This window comes from Brachybacterium sacelli, from assembly GCF_017876545.1.
Taxonomy (GTDB): Bacteria; Actinomycetota; Actinomycetes; order Actinomycetales; family Dermabacteraceae; genus Brachybacterium; species Brachybacterium sacelli.
On record NZ_JAGIOD010000001.1, the window covers coordinates 55,758 to 78,224 of the forward strand.

The window sequence follows — 22,467 nt, forward strand, 5'->3', positions numbered from 1 at the left end:
CGGGCGCGGCGCGGACCGCGCGCTCTCGGATCAGCCCCGCCGCACCTGCACCATCCGACCTTCGCTCTCGAAGCGCCCGGCGAGGGCGGCGGCGGTCTCCTGATGCGCGCGGGCCGCACGGTGGCGCCCGAGGATCCCGCCGAGCGCCGCCCCCGCACCGGCATCCCCGCGGTACCGCAGGACGGTGGCATGCTCTCCCGCGCGGATCTCGATCCGCGCGGTGAGGTAGAAGGCCTTCCCGGCCAGGGCACCGAGGAAGACGGTGCGGCGACGGCTGCCGCGCTCGACATCGAGGCGGTCGTCCCCGCGCTCACGCAGTCTCCAGCCGCGGCCGAGGAAGAACTCCTCGAGGGTCGCCTGCACCCCGGCGCGATCGCCGCGCACGACGAGCTCGACCGGCACCGGGCGGGCCTGAGTCATGAGCGGCGGGGGCCGAGCCGGCGCAGCTCGGCATTGCCCAGGTGCGGGACGTCGCGGTGGTCGTGGGGGTCGACCCCGGCGCCCACCGCGAGCGCGATCTGGAGGACGTCGCCGTGGGCGACCAGCACGACGGGTGCCTCGGCGGTCCGTGCGTCGGCCTCCCGCAGCACCTGCGCGACGCGCGCGGCGACCTCCTCGACCGGCTCGACCTCGTGATCGTGCGTGCCCCGCGCGCGGTCCACCGTCCACACCTGGTCATAGGCGCTCGCCGGCCCCTCGTCATGGGTCCCGAAGCTGCGCTCGCGCAGGCGCGGATCCTGGCGCGGGGCGGCCGCCCCGAGGACCCTCGCGAACTCCTCGGCGGTCTGGAGGGCGCGGGCGTAGTCGCTGGAGAGGACCAGCGTGTCCGCCCCGAGGCCCTGCTCGAGCGCCCCGCGCCCGGCCTCCCGGGCCTGCTCGCGCCCGCGCGGGGTGAGACCCACCTCGGTCAGGGCGCGCCGCCCCGGCGTCGAGACGATCAGTCCCTCGACGTTCGCGGTGGACTCACCGTGCCGCAGCACCCGGATGTCGTGCATCGGCGGCGCCCCGCTCAGGGTGTGGTGACCTTGCCCGGGTTCAGGTTGTGCCCCGGGTCGTTGTCCTCGAACAGCCCCTTGATCATGCGCACGCCGACCTCACCGATGTCCTCCGTGATCCACGGCTGGTGCTCGGTGCCCACCGCATGGTGGTGGGAGACGGTCGAGCCCAGGTCGACGAAGGCCTGCTGCACCGCGTTCTTCGCCGCGTAGTACTGCTCCAGCGCCTCCCCGTCCGAGGAGTAGGGGAAGGCGAAGGTGAAGTAGAGGCACGCGCCCGAGTGGTAGCTGTGCGACATGTGGCAGAACATGAAGCCCGGCAGGCCCTGTTCCTCCTGCACCGCGTAGAACGCGTCGTAGACCGTCGAGTGGACCTCGTTGATCGACGACCAGGTCGCCCCGGTGTCGCAGACGTCGCCGAAGACCTGGTAGTTCATCAGGAAGTCGCGCAGGTAGGGCGTGTCGAACTTCTTCTGGTCGTAGATCGCACCGGGCCCGGCGCCGAGGGTGATGCCCCCGGCGTTCTTCACGATCTTCTTCACGATCGACTTCTGCTGCTCGACCGACTCCTTGGAGCCCTCGAAGCAGACGTAGGAGATCGACATCTCGTCGGTCGTGTCCCAGCCCTTCGAGCGCAGGTAGGCGAACAGGCCCTCCTGCACCTTCGCCGCGACCCTGCCCTTGGTCGAGGAGGGCTCCTTGACCATGGACAGGCTGAACTCGGTCTCCGGTCCGTCGGAGAGCCGGGTGAAGGTGGGGGCGACGTCCGTGGAGCGGGCGATCGCGTGCATTCCCCGGATCCCGTGCTCCCAGTCGGGGTACATGTAGGCGATGACCTGACGGACCGGGGAGATGCGGTGGACCTGCACCGTGGTCTCGGTGATCACGCCGAGGCGGCCCTCGCTGCCCAGGATCATCTCGTGCACGGAGGGGCCGGAGTCGCGCCCCGGGATCGCCTTGGTCACGGCGACGCCGTCGGGGTGGACCACGCGCATTCCGCGCACGATGTCCTCGATGTCGCCGTACTTGTCGGACTGCATGCCCGAGGAGCGGGTCGCCGCCCAGCCACCGAGGGTGGAGTAGGTGAAGGAGTCCGGGAAGTGGCCGACTGTCCAGCCGAGCTCGTTCAGCTGCTCCTCGAGGTCCGGGCCGTAGACCCCTGCCTCGACCCGGGCCAGGCCGGCGGTGTCGTCGATCTCGATCACCTCGCGCATCCGGCCCACGTTCATGGTCAGCACGGGCCGCTGCTCGTCGACCTCGGGCGTGACGGAGCCGGAGATGCAGGAGCCGCCGCCGTAGGGGATCAGCACCAGATCCTCCTCCAGCACGATCCGCAGGATCGCCGCGACCTCCTCCTCGCAGACCGGGTAGACCACGGCGTCGACGAGGCGGGCGAAGTCACCGGCGCGCACGCGGAACAGGTCCGGCAGCGAGCGCCCGAAGGAGTGGACGACGCGGTACTCGTCGTCGTCGGCCAGGTTCTCCTCGCCGACCACGTCGGTGAGCCGGGAGCGGATCGCGGCGGGCAGACGACCGGGTGGCACCTCGAGGTCCGCCAGATCCGGTTCGACGGGCTGCTTCGAGTCCAGATCGACGCCGACCTTGTTCTTCGCCAGCGGGGGGAAGGCGGGCTTGTTGTCGTAGCGGAAGGTGACGTCGTCCAGACCCCACCCCCACCACTTGTGCCGCTTGACCTCGCGGGCGCTGAGCCGATCGCTCATGCAGGTCCCTCCTCGTCCTGGACGCCCTCGCCCAGGACCTCCTCGTGGTTCTCGTCGTACAGGTCGTGGACGCGCTGCTGGATCCGGGCGGAGAACTCGACGGCCGACTCGTTCGGCTCGGAGATCATCGGCTCGCCGAAGACGACCGCGACCGGCGGGCGTCCCTTCTTCGGCCAGTTGTACCCCTTCGGCATCGCCTCGTACCCTCCGACGATCGCGGCGGGGATCACGGGGACGCCGACGCCGATGGCGAGCGCGGCGGCACCGGGCTTGAAGTCCGCCATCTTCCCGGTCTGCTGGCGACCGCCCTCGGGGAACACCAGGATCGGCACGCCGGAGCGCAGCAGACGGCGGGAGGTGCCCGAGTGCTTGCGCGAGCCCCCGCGATCGATCGGGAAGGCATTGAGCATCGAGCGCACGAAGATCCGGCGGTGCCAGTGGTCGAACCAGTAGTCCGCCGCTGTCCCGGTGCACAGGTATCGGCCCTGGGTCCACGGGAGGCTCATCGCCAGCAGCGGGCCGTCGACGTGGCTGGTGTGGTTGGCGACCAGGACGAACGGCCCGCGGACGCTCTTGACCCGGCGCGGCACCTTCACCTGGGGTGTCACCGCGGACGCCACGATCGCGCGGAAGAGCACCCGCTGCAGCACGAACCGCAGGCCCGCGCGCCATCCCGAGCGGTACTTCGCCAGTTCCCCCTGCGGCTTCTCCCAGCCCTCGCCGCGTGAGCGCGCAGACAGCGAATCGATGAGCCGTCGGCCGGGACCGGGTTCCTTGCCCGCGGCCGCGGGGCCGGCGGAGCCCTCGGCCGCGGGGCCGGCGGACTTCTTGCGGTCCACGGGGTCCGGCGCTGGGTCCTCCGCGGGATCAGGAGGGTCCTGGTGGCTCATCCGCTCACTTCTCCCGGCTGCGTCGATGGCTGAGCACGGCGCTCAGACGGGCCACGATGCCACGCGGGGTGGTGCGCAGGACCGCGGCGATCAGCTTCCAGCGCTTGGAGGGGACGGAGACCGGCTTGCCGCGGGCCACATCGCGCAGACAATCCTCGACCAGGCGGTCGGGGCTCAGCCACAGCACGCCGGGGATCGAGGAGCCCTTGATGCCCGCGCGGGTGTGGAACTCGGTGCGCACCCACCCCGGCATCAGGGCCGTGACCTGGACACCGTCCCCGTCGAGCTGAACGCCGAGGGACTCGGAGTAGTTGCCGACCCAGGCCTTGATGGCCGAGTAGTTGTTCTGGGTCACCAGGGCGCTGACGGACCCGACGTTGATGATCCAGCCCCCGCCGCGGCGACCCATGCCGCGCCCGGCGGCGCCGCCCAGCTTCAGCACGGCGCGGATCATCACCTCGAAGCCGAGGTCGTGCGGAGTGAGGTCCTCCGCGAGCAGGCTCGCCCTGACCGAGAAACCGGCGTTGTTCACGAGCACGTCGACCGGGTCGACGTCGGTCTCGAGACGGTCGGCCACGCGCTGCTGCGCCTCGCGGTCGGAGAGATCGGCCACGAGGGTCTCGACCTCGACGCCGTACTCGTCCCGGAGCTGCGTCGCGGTCTCGTCCAGTCGGACCGGATCGCGCGCGACCAGTACCAGCGCGGCTCCGCGGCCTGCGAAGGCTCGTGCGAAGGCGGCCCCGATGCCCGCGGTGCCGCCGGTGATCAAGGCCCTGTGCATGACGGCTACGATACACTAGCGGGGCCCTGACCAGCGCGGGGATGAACGCTGGTGAGGCGGCCCCGAGGCGCGTCGATCGCGACCGGGGCCGTGCCCTCCCCACCTCCTGCCGCACCCGTCCACAGAGGGAACCCATGTCGAACAGCTCCACGTCCGCCGACCCGTCCGCCCCCACCGGCGGACCCCGACAGGGGGACCGACGGATCCTGCTGACCGGCGTCACCGGCTTCCTCGGCCAGGCGGTGCTGCGCTCCCTGCTGGAGACCACCGAGCACACCCACGTCACCGCCGTCGTGCGCCCCAAGGGCTCGCTCAGCGGCCGCAAGCGTCTCGAGCAGCTGCTGCGCAAGCCAGTCTTCTCCTCCTGGGCAGACGCGCTCGGCGCGGAGGGCCAGGACGGCAAGGCCGTCGTGAAGGAGGCCTTCGATGCGCGCGTCGACGTGCTCGAGGGCGACCTCACCGACATGCCCGCGATCGAGGAGCCGATCGACGTGGTCATCCACTCGGCCTCCTCCGTCTCCTTCGACCCGCCGATCGACGAGGCCTTCCGCACCAACGTCGGCGGCGCCCGCAACCTGTACGAGGCGCTGCTCGCCTCCGGGCAGGACCCGCACGTCATCCACGTCTCCACCGCGTACGTGGGCGGCATCGCCAAGGGTCTGCGGCAGGAGGGCTCCCTGCAGACCGACGTCGACTGGCGCGCCGAGTACCAGGCCGCGCTCGAGGCCCGCGACCGGGTCGAGGCCGAGTCCCGTCGGCCCGAGACCCTGCGCTCCCAGATCCGCGGGGCGAAGCTGCGCGACGGCCGCATGGGTCCCAAGGCCGTCGCCGCCGCCTCCGAGGAGGCCCGTCGTGCCTGGGTCGACGAGCGGCTGGTCGACTTCGGCCGCACCCGCGCCCAGTCCGTGGGCTGGACCGACATCTACACCTTCACCAAGGCCATGGCCGAGCAGGTCGCCGAGGAGCTGTGGGCCGACGCCGGCCACCGCGTCTCCTTCGTGCGCCCCTCGATCATCGAGTCCGCCGTGCGCAAGCCGTTCCCGGGGTGGATCGACGGGTACAAGGTCGCCGACCCGCTGATCATGGCCTACGGCCGCGGTGCCCTGCCCGAGTTCCCGGGCCTGGCGGATTCGATCCTCGACATCATCCCCGTGGACTACGTGGTCAACGTGATCGTGGCCCTGGCCACGCAGGACGTCTCCCGCCGTGGCGACGAGGCCTACTTCCAGGTGGTCTCCGGCGCCTCGAACCCCCTGCCCTTCCACGAGATGTTCACCGCAGTGCGCGAGTACTTCGTGGAGCATCCGCTGCAGGACGACAAGGGCCGTCCGATCGCGGTCCCCGAGTGGACCTTCCCCGCCGTCGAGATGGTGGAGCAGCGCTTCCGCGCCAAGGAGCTCGCCGCCAAGGCCGGCTCCGCAGCGGTCGCCTTCCTGCCCGCCACCCGGCGCACCCGCGAATGGACCTCCGGGCTGCACAAGGCGACCTCGGGGTTGACCACGCTGCGCATGTACATCGAGCTGTACCGCCAGTACACGAAGACGGAGATGGTCTTCGACGACGCCAACACCCGCGCCCTGCGCCAAGAGCTCCCGGCCGACTTCCTGGAGGGCCACGACTTCGACGTCACCGGGCTCACCTGGCGCGACTACTTCCAGCAGCAGCACCTGCCGGCGGTCACCGACCTGACCAAGGCCTACTCCCGCGCGAAGTCCGCCCAGCGCAAGCGGGCCTCCCGCCCGGCACCTGAGCTCACTCACGACACGAACGCGCTCGCGGTGTTCGACCTCGACGGCACCGTGCTGGCCACCAACATCGTCCAGCAGTACTTCGCGGTGGTCCGTGCGACGAGGCCGCGCCGCGTGTGGCCGGCCGAGATCGGTTCTCTGCTGGCGGCGGTGCCCGGCTACCTCCGGGCCGAGCAGCGCGACCGCTCCGAGCTGATCCGCCTGGTCAACCGCCGCTACAAGGGGTACCGCGGCGAGGAGCTGCGCTCCCTGATGCAGGGCGAGGCGGGGCGACGGATCCGCGCCTCGATCCGTCCCGAGGCGCTCGAGGTCATCGAGCGCCACCGCGCCGCCGGCCATCGCACCGTGCTGGTCTCCGGCGCGCTGGACGTGCTCGTGGAGCCGCTGGCCGACCTGTTCGACGAGGTCGTCGCGACCCACATGGACGAGGACGAGACCGGGGTGATGACGGGTTACCTGGCCACTCCCCCGCTGGTCGACGAGGCCCGCGCCAACTGGCTGCGCAAGTACGCCCTCGCGCACGGTGCGGATCTCCCGGCCTCCTACGGCTACGGCGACTCGCACGCCGACGCCTCCTGGCTCGATCTGGTCGGCACCCCGACCGCGATCTCCCCGGACCTCGGGCTGTACGCGGTGGCGAAGAAGAAGCGCTGGCAGATCCTGGAGTGGTGAGCGAGCCCGGACGGGCACGGGCCGGATGAGCGGAGACCGGATGAGCAGGAACATGCTCGGATGAGCGGGACCGGGCCCGGACACGCCCACCATCGCAGGGAGCGTCGTCCCTTCAGCGTGCCCCGCGGGCCGCGCGTCGTCCTGGCCGTCCTGACCGGTCTGCTGCTGGTGGCGACCGTCGTCGGTCTCGTGGTGCTGTGGCCGACGGACGCGGAGCGCGTGGACACCTCCCAGCATCTCGCCGAGGGCGTGGAGATCGTCCCGGTCACCGTCACCGAGGCCGAGATCGACGGACGGCCCAGCGAGACCGTCCTGGTCGGGGCCGTCGGCCGGGCGGCGCCCTACGACGGGACCAGTGTCCAGGTCGACGTGCCGCCCGAGGTCGCCGCCGACGGCATCCAGGTGGGTGACCGGCTGCGCGTGCTCTCCCTGGCCGAGAGCGCTCAGGGCGAGGCAGCGACCGGTGGCGGGGCGGAGAGTGTGCCGCTGCTGTACTACTTCGACCACGAACGCACCCTCCCGCTCGCGGTGCTGCTGGTGGCCTACCTGCTGCTGGTGGCCCTGGTGGCCCGCGGCAACGGTCTGCGGGCCATGGTCGGGCTCGCGGCCGGCGTGGCGATCGTGCTGTGGTTCATGCTGCCGGCGATCTTCGCCGGGGAGAATGCCGTGCTGGTCGCACTGGTGGCGGCATCAGCCATGATCTTCCCGTGCGTGTACTTCGCCCACGGGATCTCGGTGCGCACCATGACGGCGGTGCTCGGCACCTTCGGCGGCATCGCCGTGACCGTCGCCCTCGCCCTGCTGGGCGGGGGCCCCACCGGGATGACGGGGACCGACGGGGAAGCGGCGCAGATGCTGTACGGGACCTATCCGCAGCTGTCGATGCCGGCGGTGTTCCTCGCCGGGGTGATCATCTCGGGCCTCGGGGCACTCAACGACGTCACCATCACACAGGCGTCCTCCGCCTGGGAGCTGCGGGCGGCCATGCCGCGGGCCTCCCGGTTCGAGGTGTTCACCGCGACCATGCGGATCGGCCGTGACCACATCGCCTCGACCGTCTACACCCTCGCCTACGCGTACATCGGCTCCGCGCTGCCGCTGCTGATGTTCGCCTCCACCATCAACCGCTCCCTCCTGGACACCCTCACCTCCGGCGAGATCGCCGCCGAGGTCTTCCGCACCCTGATCGCGTCGATCGGCCTGGTACTCGCGATCCCGCTGACCACGGCGATCGCCGCGGCGCTCGCCACCCGACCGGCGCAGCGCGTCTCCCGCGACGAGCAGCTCGAGGAGCGCCTGGCTCGGTACTGACCGCTCAGCCCGGCTGTGGGCCGCGATCCGGTCATCTGTGGGCAGGGAAGCCCGGAAGCAGCCGGGCGGCGTCGGCCCGCTTCCCCGTCAGCTCACGAGGCGGGGCGGCGGCCGTCGCGCGCGCGAACTGCTGCAGGCCGATGGTTCCCGCCGCCTGTGCGATCTGTGCCGTGACCTGTTCCGGAGGAGTCGACCCCGTGCCGGCGAACCAGAAGTGGCGGCCGTCGATCGAACCACCGGACGAGGTGGACAAAGCGCCGCGGACCGCTCCCGTACGACGCGCGTCCCGCGCGGACGGCCCGACGAAGTAGATGCCCTGGTTGATCCACGCGGAGTTCCGCACCGTGGACGTCATGCCGTACCGGCCGGTCGTCCTCGCGTAGAGGCGCGAGCGATGCACGGGGACCACAGATCCCACCGTGATCTGGTCGTAGCGCACGACGAACGGGGAGCGTCCAAGGTTCGAGGTCCCGAGGGCCAGGCCACGCTCGGCGACCACCAGCACTTCACCGGCCATGAGGAGCAGCGCGGCCACGACGACGACAGCCAGGATCACCACCGCCAGCGCCTTCTGCACAGGGCCGAGATCGGGATGCAGCAGGAACAGGACGCTGCACGCGATCCAGAGGACGACGGCGCCGATGACCGTCCCGGCTCCGTAGCCATTGCGGTAGATGGTGAGCGGACGACCGATCTCCCCACCGTTCCTGCGCAGGAATCCGTGCAGGCTCACTCGTCGCGCTTCTCGAACAGCGACTCCACGAGCTCATCGAGGCTCGGGCGGGAGATGGGCGCGATGCGCACCAGGGCACCGTCGCCCGTCCCCTCGGTCTCCATGAGCTCGACCTGGCCCGGCTTGGCGAAGAGCGTGAACGCCGAGAGCTCGGCGTCCTCGCCGCGACCGCGCACGACCACCGCGCTCGCGGCTCGCGATTCCCCGAGGCTGCGGGCTTTCTCGCTGTCGGAGAAGCCGGCCGCCGAGAATTCCTCCGGTTCCCCGTCGACCTCGCCGATCTCGCGAGCGGGATCCACCCACAGCCAGAACTGCTCGGCGAGGTCCTCGAAGGACAGCGCGAAGAAGAGGTGCATGCCCATCGCGTCGAACACCTCGAAGATGACCCGACGATCGTCCTCGAGGTCGAAGACGAAGAACTGACCGACGGCCTTGCCCTGCGACGTCGTGCGCTCGGCGACGAGCACCCAGTCCGCGGCCCGGCGGGCGACGACGGTCCCGCGCAGCGCAGGTGCGATCTCGTCGTCCGGAGCGGTCTGCTCGGGCAGACGAGGGTCCTTGATCGTGGACGTGGTGACCAGGCCTCGGGCGATCATCGAGCGGGTGGCCGAGGCGACCGCGATGGCCCTCTCCTCGTCGGAGCGGAGGTTCTCCTCGGCCCACAGCAGCGGCGAGAGCTGGCGGTGCTGGATGCCCTCGATCGCCAGCAGCTCCTCGTCGGACAGCGTCACGATGTGCTGAACGGGTTCCTCGAGCTCCTGGGTGACCACCGCGATCGCGAGCTGGAAGTCGGTCTCCGAGTACTGGGGGGCGGCGGTGGCATCGCCGGATCCTGGCGTCGTCGTCATGGCTTCACCTTACGGGGTCGGGTCGGGGCGAGGGAGGGCGTGAGCGGGGTGCTGAAGGGCGTGAGCGGGGCGCGGGTCAGAACAGACCGCCGACGAAGTCGCCGACGCCTTCGGCGACGTCACCGACGAAATCACCGGTCGCCTCGGCCGCGTCCCCGATGGCTTCGCCGGTCGCCTCGGCCGCGTCCCCGATGGCACCCGTGGTCGCGTCGTACGCATCGGACACCGTGGAGGTGATCCCGTCCCAGTTGTCGTAGACCCAGTTGCCCGCGTTCCAGAGGGCGGCGGCACCACCGGCGATCCCCGCCACCAGCTGGCCACCGGGGATGAACGCCGCGACCCCCGCGACGACGCTCAACCCGCCGGCGATCCTGTCGCCGACCCCGCGCCAGCCCTCGTGGCTCGGGTTGAGAGCTTGGTTGACGCCCGTGACGATGCTGATCGGGGCGAAGACCTTCCCCAGGGAGCCGAGGAACCCGAGTCCCTTGATGTCCGAGAGCGCCGTACCGAGGTGGCCGAGCCCTTCCAGGACACCGGCCGTCAGCGGATGGTTGAGCACATCCCAGATTCCCTGGCCGACGGCGGTCGCGACGCCCACCGCACCATCGATGACGTCTCCGACGGCGTCACCGATCGCGTCGAGCACTCCCCCGTCGCTCGGATCGCTGGCCTCGTCCTGCTGCTCGGCGTGCTCCTCGACCTCGCCGCGGCGCTGGCGGAGCAGCCCGTCGGCGGTGTCGAACAGTCCGCTGACACGGCCCGAGAACTCGGAGCGGAAGTCGTCGGCGTCCGAACCGACCCACTCCACCGAGTTCACCTGCGAGGCAAGCTGGGAGGCGAGTTCGGAGAGCCGGCCGTTCTGCGTCTCGAGGAGGTCGCCGAAACCTCGCAGCTGTTCGGTGTCCGCTCCGTAGAACCCTGCCATGTTGATCGTCCCCTTCGTCCCCGACCCGACGCCGTGCCAGGCTCCCACCATCTCGCGGTCCACGCTGTCCGTTCCCGGACGATCCTAGGGAAGGTCGCCTCGGAGCGCGATGGGGAGAAGTCCCCACGACCGCCGCGAGCGGCGACGGGCCGGCGCGGCGCGCGCTCTGCCGCCCGCCGCCCGTGCCCTCACAGCACCGAGGCGAGGAAGCCCTGGAGACGATCCGACTGCGGGTGCTCGATGAGCTGCTCGGGGGTGCCCTGCTCGAGAATCATGCCGTCGTCCATGAACACGACCTGGTCGGCGACCTCGCGGGCGAAGCCCATCTCGTGGGTCACCACGATCATGGTCATGCCGCCCTCGGCGAGCTCCTTGAGCACGGCCAGCACCTCGGCGACGAGCTCCGGGTCCAGTGCCGAGGTGGGTTCGTCGAACAGCATCAGCTCGGGCTCCATCGCGAGCGCACGAGCGATGGCGACGCGCTGCTGCTGACCGCCGGAGAGCTCCGAGGGGTAGTGGTCGGCGCGGTCGGCCAGGCCCACCCGCTCGAGGAGGGCGAGCGCGGATTCCTGCGCCTGGGCCTTGGTCCGGCCCAGCACCTGCATGGGCGCCTCCATGACGTTCGCCAGTGCGGTCATGTGCGGGAACAGGTGGAAGCGCTGGAACACCATGCCGATGCGGGCGCGCTGGCGGGCGATCTCGGCGGTGGAGAGCTTCTGCCAGCGACCATCGGGCAGCGGCTCCTCGACGTAGCCCTGGGTGACGCCGGCGATCCGCACCCGCCCCGCCGTCGGCTCCTCGAGCTGGTTGATGCAGCGCAGCAGCGTGGACTTGCCGGACCCGGAGGGCCCGACGAGCACGGCGACCTCACCGGGGGCGACCTCGAGATCGCAGCCCTTGAGCACGTGCAGATCGCCGAAGGCCTTGTGGATGCTCTCGAGCTGGATCAGCGGCGCGGGGGCGGCGGCGCGACGGCCGGAGGCCGCAGCGGTCCTCTCGGACGGGGCCTCCTCGGGCACGGGGGTGGCGGCGTGGGTCATCAGAGCTCCACCTCCGGGAGCGAGTCCTTGGGGGTCGTGCCGGCGCGGTTCACGGCGGCCTGGCGGGAGCGGCGCGACGCTCCGCCGGGGCGGTCGTCGAAGCCGCGGCCGAAGTACCGCTCGAGGTAGTACTGGCCCACCATCAGCACGCTGGTGATGGCGAGGTACCAGATCGCCGCCACGATGAGCAGCGGTATCGGGGCATACAGCTTGTTGGCGATGGCGTTGGTCGCGAAGGTCAGATCGAGGGTGAAGGGGACGGCGAGCACGAGCGAGGTCGTCTTCAGCATGCCGATGGTCTCGTTGCCCAGCGGCGGGACGATCACGCGCATGGCCTGCGGGATGATGATGCGCCGCAGGATGTTGCCGTTGCCCATGCCCAGCGCCTTGGAGGCCTCCGTCTGCCCTTTGTCCACGGAGTTCAGCCCGGAGCGGATGATCTCGGCGAGATAGGCGCCCTCGTTCAGGCCCAGGCCCACCACAGCGGCCCAGAACGCCGGGAAGTAGTCCCGGGTGGCGAAGGAGAACCATTCGGGACCGAAGGGGACGCCGAGGGCGATCTTCGGGACGATCACGGCGAACAGTCCCCAGAACACCAGCTGCGTGTACACCGGTGTGCCGCGGAAGACGAAGATGTACGCCCAGGAGACGCCGCGCAGCACGGGGTTCTCGCTGCGACGCATGATCGCGGCGGTCAGCGCCACGATCGTGCCCAGCACCATGGCCAGGACGGTGATCAGCAGGGTCCAGCCGACGCCCTGGACCACCTTGACATCGAGGATGTAGGTCGCCACGGTCGCCCAGTCGAAGACGGGATTGGTGACCAGGAAGTTGATCAGCCCCAGGACCAGCAGCGCGACGACGACGGCGCTGATCCAGGTGCCGGGGCGGGGGCTGGCCTTGGCCCGGATCCGGCCCGGGATCGGGTCGGAGCCGTGGCGGTGGCCGGCGGCGGGGGCGGAGGTCTGTGTGCTCACTGCTGCGGGTCCACTTCCGAGGTCTCGATCATGCCGTTCTCGTTGCCCCAGGCCGCGAGGATCTCGCGGAGGGCGCCGGAGTCGATGAGGTGCTGCACCGCCGCGCGGATCGCTTCGGCCAGCTCCGGCTGGTCCTTGGCCACGACGATGCCGTTCAGCGCCGCGTCCTCGATGTCGCCGACCTGCTCGAGGGTGCCGCGCGAGCGGTCCACGGCATAGGCGATGACGGGCGAGTCGCCGATCAGGACATCGGCCTTGCCGCCCGCGACGGCGGTCGCGGCGTCGGCGTTGCCGACGTAGGGCTGATCGACGATCCCGCTGCCGCCGTCGGCCCGGCACTGCTCGTCACGCTCGACGACGACGTCGTCCATGTACGTGCCGACCTGGTGGGCGACGCGGGAGCCGCACAGGTCCGGCGGGGTGATGCCGTAGGGGTTCCCGCTCTTGACGGCGTAGGACATGCCGGCAGCGAAGTAGGAGACCATCGAGACCTGCTCGAGCCGCTGCGGGTCGATGGTGAAGCTGGAGATGCCGACATCGTACGTGGAGCCGATGGCCGGGATGATCTGCGCGAACACGGCGGACTCGGTCCGGGTGCGCAGGCCCAGGACCCTGCCGACGGCGGCGAGGATGTCGATGTCGTAACCGACGGCCTCACCGTCGGAGCCGACGAACTCACCCGGCGCGTAGTTCAGGGCAGCGCCGTTGACGAGCTCCCCGCGCTCCCGGATCTCCTGCGGCACGAGGGCGGCCAGCTCGGGCTGCTCCTCGATGCCGCCGAGGTCGACCTCGGGGATCGCGTTGGTCTCGGCGTCCAGGCGCTCGGAGGCGTGCGTGCAGGCCCCGAGTGCGGGGGCCAGGGCGGCGCCGCCGAGCGCGAACGGGAGCGCGCGCAGCAGGGTGCGCCGGCGGGGACGGAGTGAAGACACTAGTGAATAGTATTCATGTCGTTGTATAGATTCAATTCGGCGTGGCGGACGCCTCGCCGGCCGCGCTCGTCGAGCTCAGCTGACGGCGTGGTTCACACCCCGCCCGGGGCGATCCCGCCGGTGGCGGTGGGGACCTCGGGCTCCGCCCCCTGGGCGGCCAGCTCCTCCTCGGCGTCGATGTCCACCGCGGCGCCCTCGAACTGCGAGCGGTACAGCCGCGCGTAGGCGCCGCCGGCCGCGAGCAGCTGCTCGTGGGTTCCCTGCTCGACGATGTCGCCGGCCTCCATCACCAGGATCAGGTCCGCGTCGCGGATCGTGGAGAGCCGGTGGGCGATGACGAAGGAGGTCCGCCCCTCCCGCAGCCGGTTCATCGCGTTCTGCACCAGCACCTCGGTGCGGGTGTCCACGCTCGAGGTGGCCTCGTCGAGGATCAGCAGATCGGGGCGGGCCAGGAAGGCGCGGGCGATGGTCATCAGCTGCTTCTCCCCGGCGGACAGCGTCGTCTCGTCGTCGTCCACCACCGTGTCGTACCCGTCGGGCAGCTGCCGGGCGAAGTCGTCCACGTGCGTGGCGCGGGCCGCCTCCAGCACCTCCTCGTCGGTCGCGTCCAGCCGGCCGTAGCGGATGTTCTCGCGCAGGGTGCCCTTGAACAGCCAGGTGTCCTGGAGGACCATTCCGGTGCGCGAGCGCAGCTGGGCGCGGGTGAGTTCGCGGATGTCGATCCCGTCGATGGTGATCCGGCCGTCGTCGACCTCGTAGAAGCGCATCACCAGGTTCACCAGCGTCGTCTTGCCGGCTCCGGTGGGGCCGACGATCGCGACGGTGTGGCCGGGGTCCGCGACCAGGGACAGGTCGCGGATCAGCTCCCGCTCGCGGCTGTAGGAGAAACGCACGTGCTCGAACTCGACGCGACCCTCCCCGATGCCGGCGGCGGCGGTGTCGATCGTGGTCTCCGGCTGCTGCTCCTCGGCATCCAGCAACTCGAAGACCCGCTCGGCGCTGGCCACACCGGACTGCAGCATGGTGGCCATCGAGGCGACCTGGGACAGCGGCTGCGTGAACTGCCGGGAGTACTGGATGAAGGCCTGCACGTCGCCGAGGGTGAGCTGGCCGGAGACGATGCGGAGACCGCCGACGATCGCCACCACGACATAGGACAGGTTCCCCACGAACATCATCAGCGGCATGATCAGCGAGGAGACGAACTGCGCCCCGAAGCTGGCCCTGAACAGCTTCTCGTTGCGCTCCTCGAAGCGCTCGGCGACCTGCTGGCGACGACCGAACACCGTGACCAGCGCGTGCCCGGTGTAGGCCTCCTCGACCTCGGAGTTGACCACGCCGGTGGCGTCCCACTGCTGGGCGAACAGCTTCTGCGCCTTCGAGCCCACCACCGCGGTGACCACCACCGCCACCGGGATCACGGCGAGCGCGATCAGCGAGAGCTGCCAGGAGATCGTGAGCATCATGACCAGCACGCCGAGCACCGTGAGGATCGAGTTCACCAGCCCGGTGACCGTGTTCATCAGGGTGTTCTGGAGGTTGTCGATGTCGTTGGTGACACGCGAGAGGATCTCGCCGCGCTTCATCCGGTCGAAGTACTTCAGCGGCAGGCGGTGCAGCTTCTCCTCGACCTCGCGGCGCAGCCGGTACACCACGCGGTAGATGATCCGGTTCAGCGCGACGCCCTGCAGCCACATCAGCAGTCCGGAGGCGACGAAGAGGCCGACGGCCAGGGCGAGGGTCTGATGCAGCGCGGTGAAGTCGATGCCCTCGCCGGGGGTCAGCGTCATCCCCGAGAGCATCTCGGCGAACTGCTCCTCGCCACGCGCCCGGGTCTGCGCGATCACCTCCTCCGGATCGGCGCCCGGGGGCAGGTTCTTCGAGATCACCCCAGTGAAGATGATGTCCGTGGCGCGGCCCAGGATCTTGGGGCCGACGACGCTGAGCGCCACCGAGACCACGCCGATCAGGATCGCGAGGACCAGGAACGTGCTCTCCGGTCCGATCTCGCGGACCAGGCGCTTGGTCGAGGGCCAGAAATTCTTGGCGCTCTGGCCGGGGCGCAATCCGCGTTGGGCGTCCTTCTCGCTGGCGATCTCCGCGGCCGTCGACGCCTCGTCGCCGGCCGGGGCCGCGGGCGTGGCGACCGCCGTGGGAGTGCCGGCGGGCGCCGTCGCGGGCGTGGGGGTGCCCGCAGGAGCCGGGGCGTCCTCCGGCGAGGCCGACGCCTCCGGGTCAGGTGCGTTCTGTGCCTTCTTCTCGTTCTCCGGGTTCTCCTCGTTCTCCTCAGAACTCGTCATCAGGCCACCTCCTCCTCGACGCCCTGGGACCTGACGATCTCCTGGTAGGTCTCCGAGCCCTCGAGCAGCTCATCGTGGGTGCCTTGGTCGACGATCCGGCCGTTGTCGAGCACCAGGATGAGGTCCGCGTTCGTGATGGTGGTGACGCGCTGGGCGACGATCAGCATCAGTGCGTCACGGGTCTCGGGGACCAGGGCCGCGCGCAGCTTCGCGTCGGTGGTCAGGTCCAGCGCGCTGAAGGAGTCGTCGAACAGGTACAGCGACGGCGTCGCCGCCAGCGCCCTCGCGATGCACAGTCGCTGGCGCTGGCCGCCGGAGACGTTCGTACCTCCCTGGGCGATCGGGGACTCGAGCTCGTCGGGCATCGCGGCCACGAAGTCGCGGCCCTGGGCGACGGTCAGCGCGTGCCACAGCTGCTGCTCGTCGGCCGCCGGATTGCCGAAGCGCAGGTTCGAGGCGATGGTTCCGGAGAACAGGTAGGGCCGCTGCGGGACCAGACCCACCTGGTCCCAGAGCACGCGGGCGTCGAGATCGCGCACGTCGTGGCCATTGAGCAGCACCCGGCCCTCGCTCGCGTCCATCAACCGCGGCACCAGGTTGATCAGCGTGGTCTTGCCGGCGCCGGTGCCGCCGATGATCGCGACGCTCTGGCCGGCGCGAGCGGAGAAGGAGATGTGCTCGAGCACCGGTCGCTCGGCGCCGGGGTAGGTGAAGGAGACGTCCTCGAAGGTCAGCTCGATGGGGCCTTCGATCGCACGGACTCCGTCGGTGCGCTGGTGGACGCTGGTCTCGGTCTCGAGCACGGCGGTGATGCGCTCGGCCGAGACCATCGCGCGCGGGATCATCATGGTCATGAAGGTGGCCATCATGACCGCGATGAGGATCTGCATCAGATAGGCGATGAACGCCGTGATCGAGCCGACCTCCATCTGCCCGGAGTCGATGCGAGGCGCGGCCACCAGCAGCACCATCACGCTGGAGACGTTGAGGATGACCATGATGATCGGGTTGATGAGGATCATCAGCAGCCCGATCCGGCGGTTCAGGTCCGTGAGCTGGTCGTTGACCACGCCGTAGCGTTCGCGCTCACGGTCCTCGCGGACGAAGGCGCGCAGCACCCGGATGCCGGTGATCTGCTCGCGCAGCACCCCGTTGATGTCATCGATCTTGCCCTGCATCTGCTTGAACAGCGGGGCCGCCCGGAAGATCAGGGTGCCGACGGCCGCCAGCATGACCGGCACCATGACCGCGATCAGCCAGGCCATGCCCGGCTCCACGCGCAGCGCCAGGACGACGCCGCCGATGCCGGTGACCGGGGCCTGCACCAGCATGTTCAGCGAGAAGAAGACCAGCATCTGCACCTGCTGGACGTCGTTGGTGGAACGGGTGATCAGCGACGGGGTGCCGAACTCGCTGAGCTCCTTGGGGGAGAAGGAGGAGACCTGTGAGAAGACGGTCGTGCGCAGGTCCTTGCCCACCCGCATCGCGGAGCGGGCGGCGAAGAAGTTCGCGGCCACCAGCGCGATGATGTTGCCGAAGGAGATCAGCAGCATCAGCAGGCCGAGGTCCCAGATCACCGGGATGTCGGCCTGGGCGACGCCGTCGTCGATGATGTCCGCGTTCAGGGTGGGCAGGTACAGCGCGGCCAGCACGCCGATGATCTGGAAGATCACCACCAGGGTGATCCAGAGGCGGTAGGGCTTCAGGGCGCTGAGCACGAGTCGCAGCAGGGTCACGGGTCTCCTTCGTCATCGGCACGGGCAGCACCGCGCCGCGCACCGTGCGAAGCATAGACCTCGGGTCGGACGGTCGGCATCAGACTTCTGTCGGTCCACCGGACGGGGGATGCGGGCGGGACCGAGGGCGGGGCGCCGGAGGGAGAACGGGGTGATGCCCCCGACGTCCGCTCACCGCGCAGGGAGGTGTGTCGTCTACCGTGGGCGGCGTGAATCGACCTGCCCAACGCATCATCGTCGCCGTGCTCGCCCTCGTCCTGGTGATCCCGCTCGGCGCGATCGGGCTCAGCTCCGTGTTCGGGCCCCAGGACGAGGAGGAGCAGCAGGCGGCCGAGAGCTCGCAGGGTGCTGAGAACGCTGAGAATCCCGAGAACCCGGAGAATCGGCCGACGGCCGACCCCGACGACCAGCCGCCGCGCCCCGAGCTGCCCCGCCCCGAGGAGCCCGCGGGGCTGACGGAGCAGAGCTCGGAGGGTGCCGAGGCGACGCTGACCTACCTGCTGGAGTCCTACAGCTACATGATGAGCAGCGGGGACGTCTCCGTGTGGGAGGACTCCGTGGATCCCCAGTGCCAGGTGTGCGCGACCTTCCTCGACAATGCCCAGCTGCTCGCGGACCAGGGCGGCTACCTGGTCGACGGCGATTTCGAGGTGCATTCGGCGAGCTTCGAGGGCACCGGGGAGCCGCCCGCGAGCGGAGAGGTCACCGCGGACTTCACCCAGGAGGCCAGCGTTCTGGTCGATGACCCGAACCTGCAGGCGAGCCGCCTCGACGAGGTCTCCGGTCAGCTGGTCGCCCAGATCGCCTGGGACGGCGACCGCTGGCGCGTGACCGATATGAGCATCGCCCCGGAGGGCGGCGGTACCGGCGGCGGGGCCTCCGACGCCGGAGGCGCGGCAGGCTGAGCGCCGGCAGGGCCGCTGAAGCAGGCAAGGGCGGACGTGCGCGACTGATCCAGCAGGTGGTGCCGCGGGTCAGGGCAGGCCAGGCAGGTGCCGGGCGGCGTCGGCGGGGTCCCCGCTGAGCTCCCGGACCGGTGCCGCGGCCATCGAGCGGGCGAGGGGGACGGCTCCCGCGGCCTCGGCCGCCCGGGCGATCTGTGCGGCGACCTGCTCCGGTGCCGTGGATCCGACGCCGACGAACCACACCCAGCGACCGTCGACCGACCGCGGCGGCGGGTCCTGCAGGGACGCGATCACCGCGCGACGGCGGCGGGCCTCGGCCGCGGAGGGGCCGACCAGGTGGAGGCCGCGGCGGGTCCAGGCCGAGCGCCGCACCGTGGACTGCGGGAAGCCGCCGGTCCCGGTCTCGCGTCCGTAGCGGCGCGCTCCGGTGACGGGGACCAGGCTGCCGGGGACGATCTGGTCGTAGCGGACCGCGTAGGGGCGCATACCGGGGGCGACCGAGCCGACCAGCAGTCCCCGCTCGCACACCACGAGCCGTTCCCCGCTGACGAGCACCAGGATCGCCGCGGCCAGCAGCGCGAACACGACCGTCGGGGCCAGCGCGAGCACCGGGGACTCCCCCGGCGCGATCAGGGTGAGCCCGGAGAAGAGTGCCCAGACCAGCACGAACAGGCCGATGACCACCGGGCCTGGACGGTCGGCGTGGACGGCGAGCACCGCGCCGAGCTCGTCCTGATGACGGCGCGCAGCGGAGCGCGCGCTCACTGCGGCGCGGCCGGGTCGGCCTCGGGAGCGGTGCCGGCGACCACGTCCTCGAGGATCGCCGTCAGGGACTGCCGGGAGACGGCGCCGACCCGTTGGACGGCCTCGTCGCCCTCCGCGTCGGTCTCCATCAGCTCGACCGCCTCGGGAGTGGCCAGGAGGGTGAAGCCCGCCGGGTCCCCGGCCTCGCGGTGCAGGACGAGGACGGTGGTGACGGCACGTGCCCCGGCCAGGCGGGCAGCCGTCGGACTCTCGCCGAACTGCGCGGCGGGGACCTCCTCGACCTCCCCGTCTGCCTCGCCGATCCCACCGATCGGGTCGACGAAAGCGATCAGCTGCTCCGCCAGGACGTCGCCCTCCAGCAGGAAGAACAGGTGGAAGCCGTCGGCGTCGAAGGCCTCCCACAGCACGCGCACGCCGCCGTCGACGTGGAAGACGTAGAAGTAGCCGTAGGCGGTGCCCCGTTCCGTGCGGCGCTCGGCGATGATCACCGCGTCCGAGGTGCGGCGCAGGACTGCCACCCCCTGGAGCTCGGGGACGGCGAGCATCCGTGCCGGCTCGTGGCTGCCCTCCTCGTACCGTCGGGGGTCCACGACGGTGCTCGAGGCGACGATGCCGCGCGCCATCATCGAGCGCATCGCGGCGCTGGTGGCGAGGGCACGATCGGCCTGCTGCACCGCGCTCTCGGAGAGCCAGGGGGTCGGCGTCAGCGACTCGTGCTGCAGGCCGTCGAGGGCAGTGAGCTCCTCATCGGTGAGGGTGACGATCTCGGTGACCGGCTCGGTGAGGGGCCGGCTGAGCAGTTCGGTCGCGATCCGGACGTCGTCGGCGGAGAAGCTCGGCGCGCTCGAACCCTGCTGCGGTGCGGAAGTCATGGTCGAAGACTACGCAGAAGGTCGAGGGCACGCACCCCGGCGCGGACCCTCCGGCTCCCGTGCCGGGGGCCGCCGCCCGGGTGATGGAACTCGTGGTCCTCGGCTCAGAAGATCCCGCCGACGAAGTCGCCGACCGCATCGGTCGCGTCTCCGACCGCGTCCCCCACGGCGTCGGCCGCTTCGCCGACGGCGTCACCCGCGTCGCTGGCGAAGTCGCCGACGGCACCGGCGGCGTCCCCGGCGAAGGAGGTGATCGAGTCCCAGTTGTCGTAGATCGCATTGCCTGCCGCCCACAGTCCGGCGCCGATGCCCGCGGCGGCGACGACGCCCAGTCCGACCGGTCCGAGGGCCGCGCCCGCGCCGAGTGCGACGGCGAGCCCGCCGGCGCCGCTGACGACGCTGAGCCCACCCGCGACGCGATCGCCGACGCCCCGCCACCCGTCGTGCGGCGGGTTGACCATGTCGCTGATCCCGCTGGCGATGCTGAACACGCCGCCGGCGCCGCCGAGGAAGCGCCCTGCGGTGCCGAGCTTGCCGAGCATCCCCGCGGCGTCGTCGACCATCCCGGAGCGGATGAAGGTCTGGGCGGATCGGGCGGCGTCCCCCGCCGTGTTCATCGCCTGGCGCAGTGCGACCAGGTTGCGCCCCTGCTTGATGCCCTCCCAGACGGAGAGGCCGGCCAGGGTGGTGGTGAGCCCGGTGCTGAGCACGCTGGTCAGAGGGTTGGCCAGCAGGTCGGAGAGGGCGTCGCCGAAGGAGCCGTCGCCGCCGCCTCCGCCGCCCTCGCCACCGGGCTCGCTGACCTGGTCCTGCTCCTCGGCGTGCTGCTCCAGGTCCGTGCGTCGGGCGTCGAGGTCGGCGGCGGCCCGGTCGAACAGTCCGGAGACGCGCCCGGTGAAGTCATCGCGGAAGGTGTCGGCGTCAGGGCCGACCCATTCGACGGAGGAGACCTGCGAGGAGAGGGTGTCACGGAGATCCTCGAGCCGCCCCGAACCCGTCCGGATCCGGTCGGCGTGCTCGCGAAGCGCCTCGGTGTCCGCGCCGAAGAAGCCGCTCATCCCTGTCCCCTGACCGCTCGGGTCCGCGCTCGCGGACGCTCTGATGCGTCCTGACCCTAGTGCGCTCCGCGCCGCGGGACCATGGGGAGCACTCCCCATGGTTCCGGGGCGCTCCGATCGGGCACGCAGCGCGCGGTGATCCGCTCGGGTGATCGGTCCGCTCAGGCCTCCGTCGGCCGGTAGAGGAACCAGTCGGTGCGGTACGGGAGACCGACGACGTCGCCGCGGGCGTGCCCGAGGTGCTCGTGCAGGTACCAGTCGAGGTTGGCGAGCACTGCATCGCGGCGCTCCTCGGTCGCCGTGAGGACGTAACTGCGGGTGCGGGCGAGGTCGATGATGTCCTGGGTGGGCATCGGGTCCTGCCACTCGTGCACGCCGCGTGCGAGCAGGGTGAGGCCGGGGCCGACGGTGGGCAGGAAATCCTCGCGATGGATGTCACCGGCGTGCATGATCCGCGAGAGGCGGTGCACCCACGGGATCGTCACGTCGAGCATGTTCCACACCAGCGCGAGGACGCCACCCGGCGCCAGCAGTCGCGTGACCTCCTCGGAGGCCGCACTCGCGTCGAACCAGTGCCAGGCCTGGGCGACGGTGACCAGCTCGGCCGAGGCGGCGGGGAGGCCGGTGTCCTCGGCCGAGGCGCGGTGAGTGGCGAGGAGACCGGGCGTCGAGTTCGGGCCCGCGGCAGGCGTCGGGACGCGGCGCAGAGCGGCCGCGAGCATGGCGCGGCTGGTGTCCACGGCCGTGACGTCGAGGCCGCGCTCCACCAGCGCCCAGGAGAGCTTCCCGGTGCCTGCGCCGAGGTCGATCGCGCGGGGACGCGGGGGCAGAGCGACGTCCGTGGGCGCTGTGGGGTCGACGTCGTGCACGGTCGCGCCGTCGTCGGCCCGCTCCCCTGGCAGCCGGGCCAGGATCGCCTCGAGCACGGGCCCCGGGTACCCCGGACGCAGGCGGTCGTAGTCCGCGCCCTGGTCGTGGAAGGCCGCGGCCAGCGCCCCCTTCCGCTCGACGCTGCCGAAGCGGGGCTCGTCGCGCGCCGAGATCGGAGGGACCGGCGGGTGCGTCCGATCGGGAGGGGTCGAGGAGTCTGGCACAGGAAGATCCTAGAACCCCGCACCACGGCCCCGGCCGTCTCCTGCTCACCGCGGCTCAGTACGTGGGGGTCGGGATCTCGCCGGCGATGACCCGCACGAGGATCGGGAACGCGGCCCCGGGCAGGAGCAGCCCTCGAGCCCTCCGCTCGCCGTCCGCGCCCGAAGAA

At 71.0% G+C, this 22,467-nt stretch carries 20 protein-coding genes; 3 read left to right on the forward strand and 17 right to left on the reverse strand.

Going from position 1 to position 22,467, the window contains the following annotated elements:
• Nucleotides 1-30: 30 nt before the first annotated feature.
• From JOF43_RS00270 to JOF43_RS00290, 5 genes are read right to left on the reverse strand one after another with little or no spacing between them, the layout of a single operon-like run.
• Entirely contained in the window at nt 31-420 is a 390-nt protein-coding gene (locus JOF43_RS00270; protein WP_209897723.1) for a hypothetical protein, read from the reverse strand.
• Complete coding sequence (locus tag JOF43_RS00275; RefSeq protein ID WP_209897725.1) at nt 417-995, reverse strand: histidine phosphatase family protein; 579 nt, start codon at nt 993-995, stop codon at nt 417-419. Before JOF43_RS00275 ends, JOF43_RS00270 begins: the two co-directional genes overlap by 4 nt.
• Before the next feature lie 14 nt (nt 996-1,009).
• A complete protein-coding gene (locus JOF43_RS00280; RefSeq protein ID WP_209897727.1) occupies nt 1,010-2,716 on the reverse strand; it encodes an FAD-binding oxidoreductase in 1,707 nt (568 codons plus the stop codon).
• Entirely contained in the window at nt 2,713-3,606 is an 894-nt protein-coding gene (locus JOF43_RS00285) for a lysophospholipid acyltransferase family protein (RefSeq protein WP_209897729.1), read from the reverse strand. Before JOF43_RS00285 ends, JOF43_RS00280 begins: the two co-directional genes overlap by 4 nt.
• A gap of 4 nt (nt 3,607-3,610) precedes the next feature.
• Nucleotides 3,611-4,387: an SDR family NAD(P)-dependent oxidoreductase gene (locus JOF43_RS00290; protein WP_209897731.1), complete on the reverse strand. Its 777-nt coding sequence runs from the start codon at nt 4,385-4,387 to the stop codon at nt 3,611-3,613.
• Between the two features lie 134 nt (nt 4,388-4,521).
• On the opposite strand from JOF43_RS00290, the gene JOF43_RS00295 reads away from it, so the two are divergent.
• Complete coding sequence (locus tag JOF43_RS00295) at nt 4,522-6,807, forward strand: HAD-IB family hydrolase (RefSeq protein WP_209897733.1); 2,286 nt, start codon at nt 4,522-4,524, stop codon at nt 6,805-6,807.
• A gap of 60 nt (nt 6,808-6,867) precedes the next feature.
• On the forward strand, nt 6,868-8,118 hold the full coding sequence (locus JOF43_RS00300) for a YibE/F family protein (protein ID WP_209897735.1): 1,251 nt from the start codon (nt 6,868-6,870) through the stop codon (nt 8,116-8,118).
• 31 nt (nt 8,119-8,149) lie between these two features.
• On the opposite strand, the gene JOF43_RS00305 is transcribed toward JOF43_RS00300, so the two are convergent.
• From JOF43_RS00305 to JOF43_RS00340, 8 genes are all read right to left on the reverse strand, one after another.
• Nucleotides 8,150-8,851, reverse strand: coding sequence for a hypothetical protein (locus JOF43_RS00305; protein ID WP_209897737.1), 702 nt, complete (start codon nt 8,849-8,851; stop codon nt 8,150-8,152).
• Nucleotides 8,848-9,699, reverse strand: coding sequence for a hypothetical protein (locus JOF43_RS00310; RefSeq protein WP_209897739.1), 852 nt, complete (start codon nt 9,697-9,699; stop codon nt 8,848-8,850). Before JOF43_RS00310 ends, JOF43_RS00305 begins: the two co-directional genes overlap by 4 nt.
• 76 nt (nt 9,700-9,775) lie before the next feature.
• Nucleotides 9,776-10,624 carry a hypothetical protein gene (locus JOF43_RS00315; protein WP_209897741.1) on the reverse strand — a complete coding sequence of 283 codons (849 nt, stop codon included), beginning with the start codon at nt 10,622-10,624 and terminating at the stop codon, nt 9,776-9,778.
• A 188-nt stretch (nt 10,625-10,812) separates the two neighbouring features.
• Nucleotides 10,813-11,664, reverse strand: coding sequence for an amino acid ABC transporter ATP-binding protein (locus tag JOF43_RS00320; RefSeq protein ID WP_281065001.1), 852 nt, complete (start codon nt 11,662-11,664; stop codon nt 10,813-10,815).
• Entirely contained in the window at nt 11,664-12,641 is a 978-nt protein-coding gene (locus JOF43_RS00325) for an amino acid ABC transporter permease (RefSeq protein ID WP_377783627.1), read from the reverse strand. Before JOF43_RS00325 ends, JOF43_RS00320 begins: the two co-directional genes overlap by 1 nt.
• A complete protein-coding gene (locus tag JOF43_RS00330; RefSeq protein ID WP_209897743.1) occupies nt 12,638-13,570 on the reverse strand; it encodes an ABC transporter substrate-binding protein in 933 nt (310 codons plus the stop codon). Before JOF43_RS00330 ends, JOF43_RS00325 begins: the two co-directional genes overlap by 4 nt.
• 92 nt (nt 13,571-13,662) lie before the next feature.
• A complete protein-coding gene (locus JOF43_RS00335) occupies nt 13,663-15,870 on the reverse strand; it encodes an ABC transporter ATP-binding protein (RefSeq protein WP_245353968.1) in 2,208 nt (735 codons plus the stop codon).
• Complete coding sequence (locus JOF43_RS00340) at nt 15,870-17,606, reverse strand: ABC transporter ATP-binding protein (protein WP_209897745.1); 1,737 nt, start codon at nt 17,604-17,606, stop codon at nt 15,870-15,872. Before JOF43_RS00340 ends, JOF43_RS00335 begins: the two co-directional genes overlap by 1 nt.
• A 209-nt stretch (nt 17,607-17,815) precedes the next feature.
• Here JOF43_RS00340 and JOF43_RS00345 point away from each other — a divergent pair, with 209 nt between their 5' ends.
• Nucleotides 17,816-18,511, forward strand: coding sequence for a DUF6318 family protein (locus tag JOF43_RS00345; protein WP_209897747.1), 696 nt, complete (start codon nt 17,816-17,818; stop codon nt 18,509-18,511).
• A gap of 69 nt (nt 18,512-18,580) precedes the next feature.
• Here the strand turns inward: JOF43_RS00345 and JOF43_RS00350 are convergent, their stop codons facing one another.
• The 4 genes from JOF43_RS00350 to JOF43_RS00365 all read right to left on the reverse strand — a co-directional run bounded on the left by JOF43_RS00350 (nt 18,581) and on the right by JOF43_RS00365 (nt 22,300).
• Nucleotides 18,581-19,276: a hypothetical protein gene (locus JOF43_RS00350; protein ID WP_209897749.1), complete on the reverse strand. Its 696-nt coding sequence runs from the start codon at nt 19,274-19,276 to the stop codon at nt 18,581-18,583.
• The gene (locus JOF43_RS00355) at nt 19,273-20,148 is read right to left on the reverse strand and encodes a hypothetical protein (protein ID WP_209897751.1); all 876 of its coding nucleotides are present in this window, start codon (nt 20,146-20,148) and stop codon (nt 19,273-19,275) included. The genes JOF43_RS00350 and JOF43_RS00355 overlap by 4 nt, the downstream gene beginning before the upstream one ends.
• A gap of 104 nt (nt 20,149-20,252) precedes the next feature.
• Entirely contained in the window at nt 20,253-21,206 is a 954-nt protein-coding gene (locus tag JOF43_RS00360; RefSeq protein WP_209897753.1) for a WXG100 family type VII secretion target, read from the reverse strand.
• A 161-nt stretch (nt 21,207-21,367) separates the two neighbouring features.
• Nucleotides 21,368-22,300 carry a class I SAM-dependent methyltransferase gene (locus JOF43_RS00365; RefSeq protein WP_209897755.1) on the reverse strand — a complete coding sequence of 311 codons (933 nt, stop codon included), beginning with the start codon at nt 22,298-22,300 and terminating at the stop codon, nt 21,368-21,370.
• Nucleotides 22,301-22,467 lie beyond the last annotated feature (167 nt).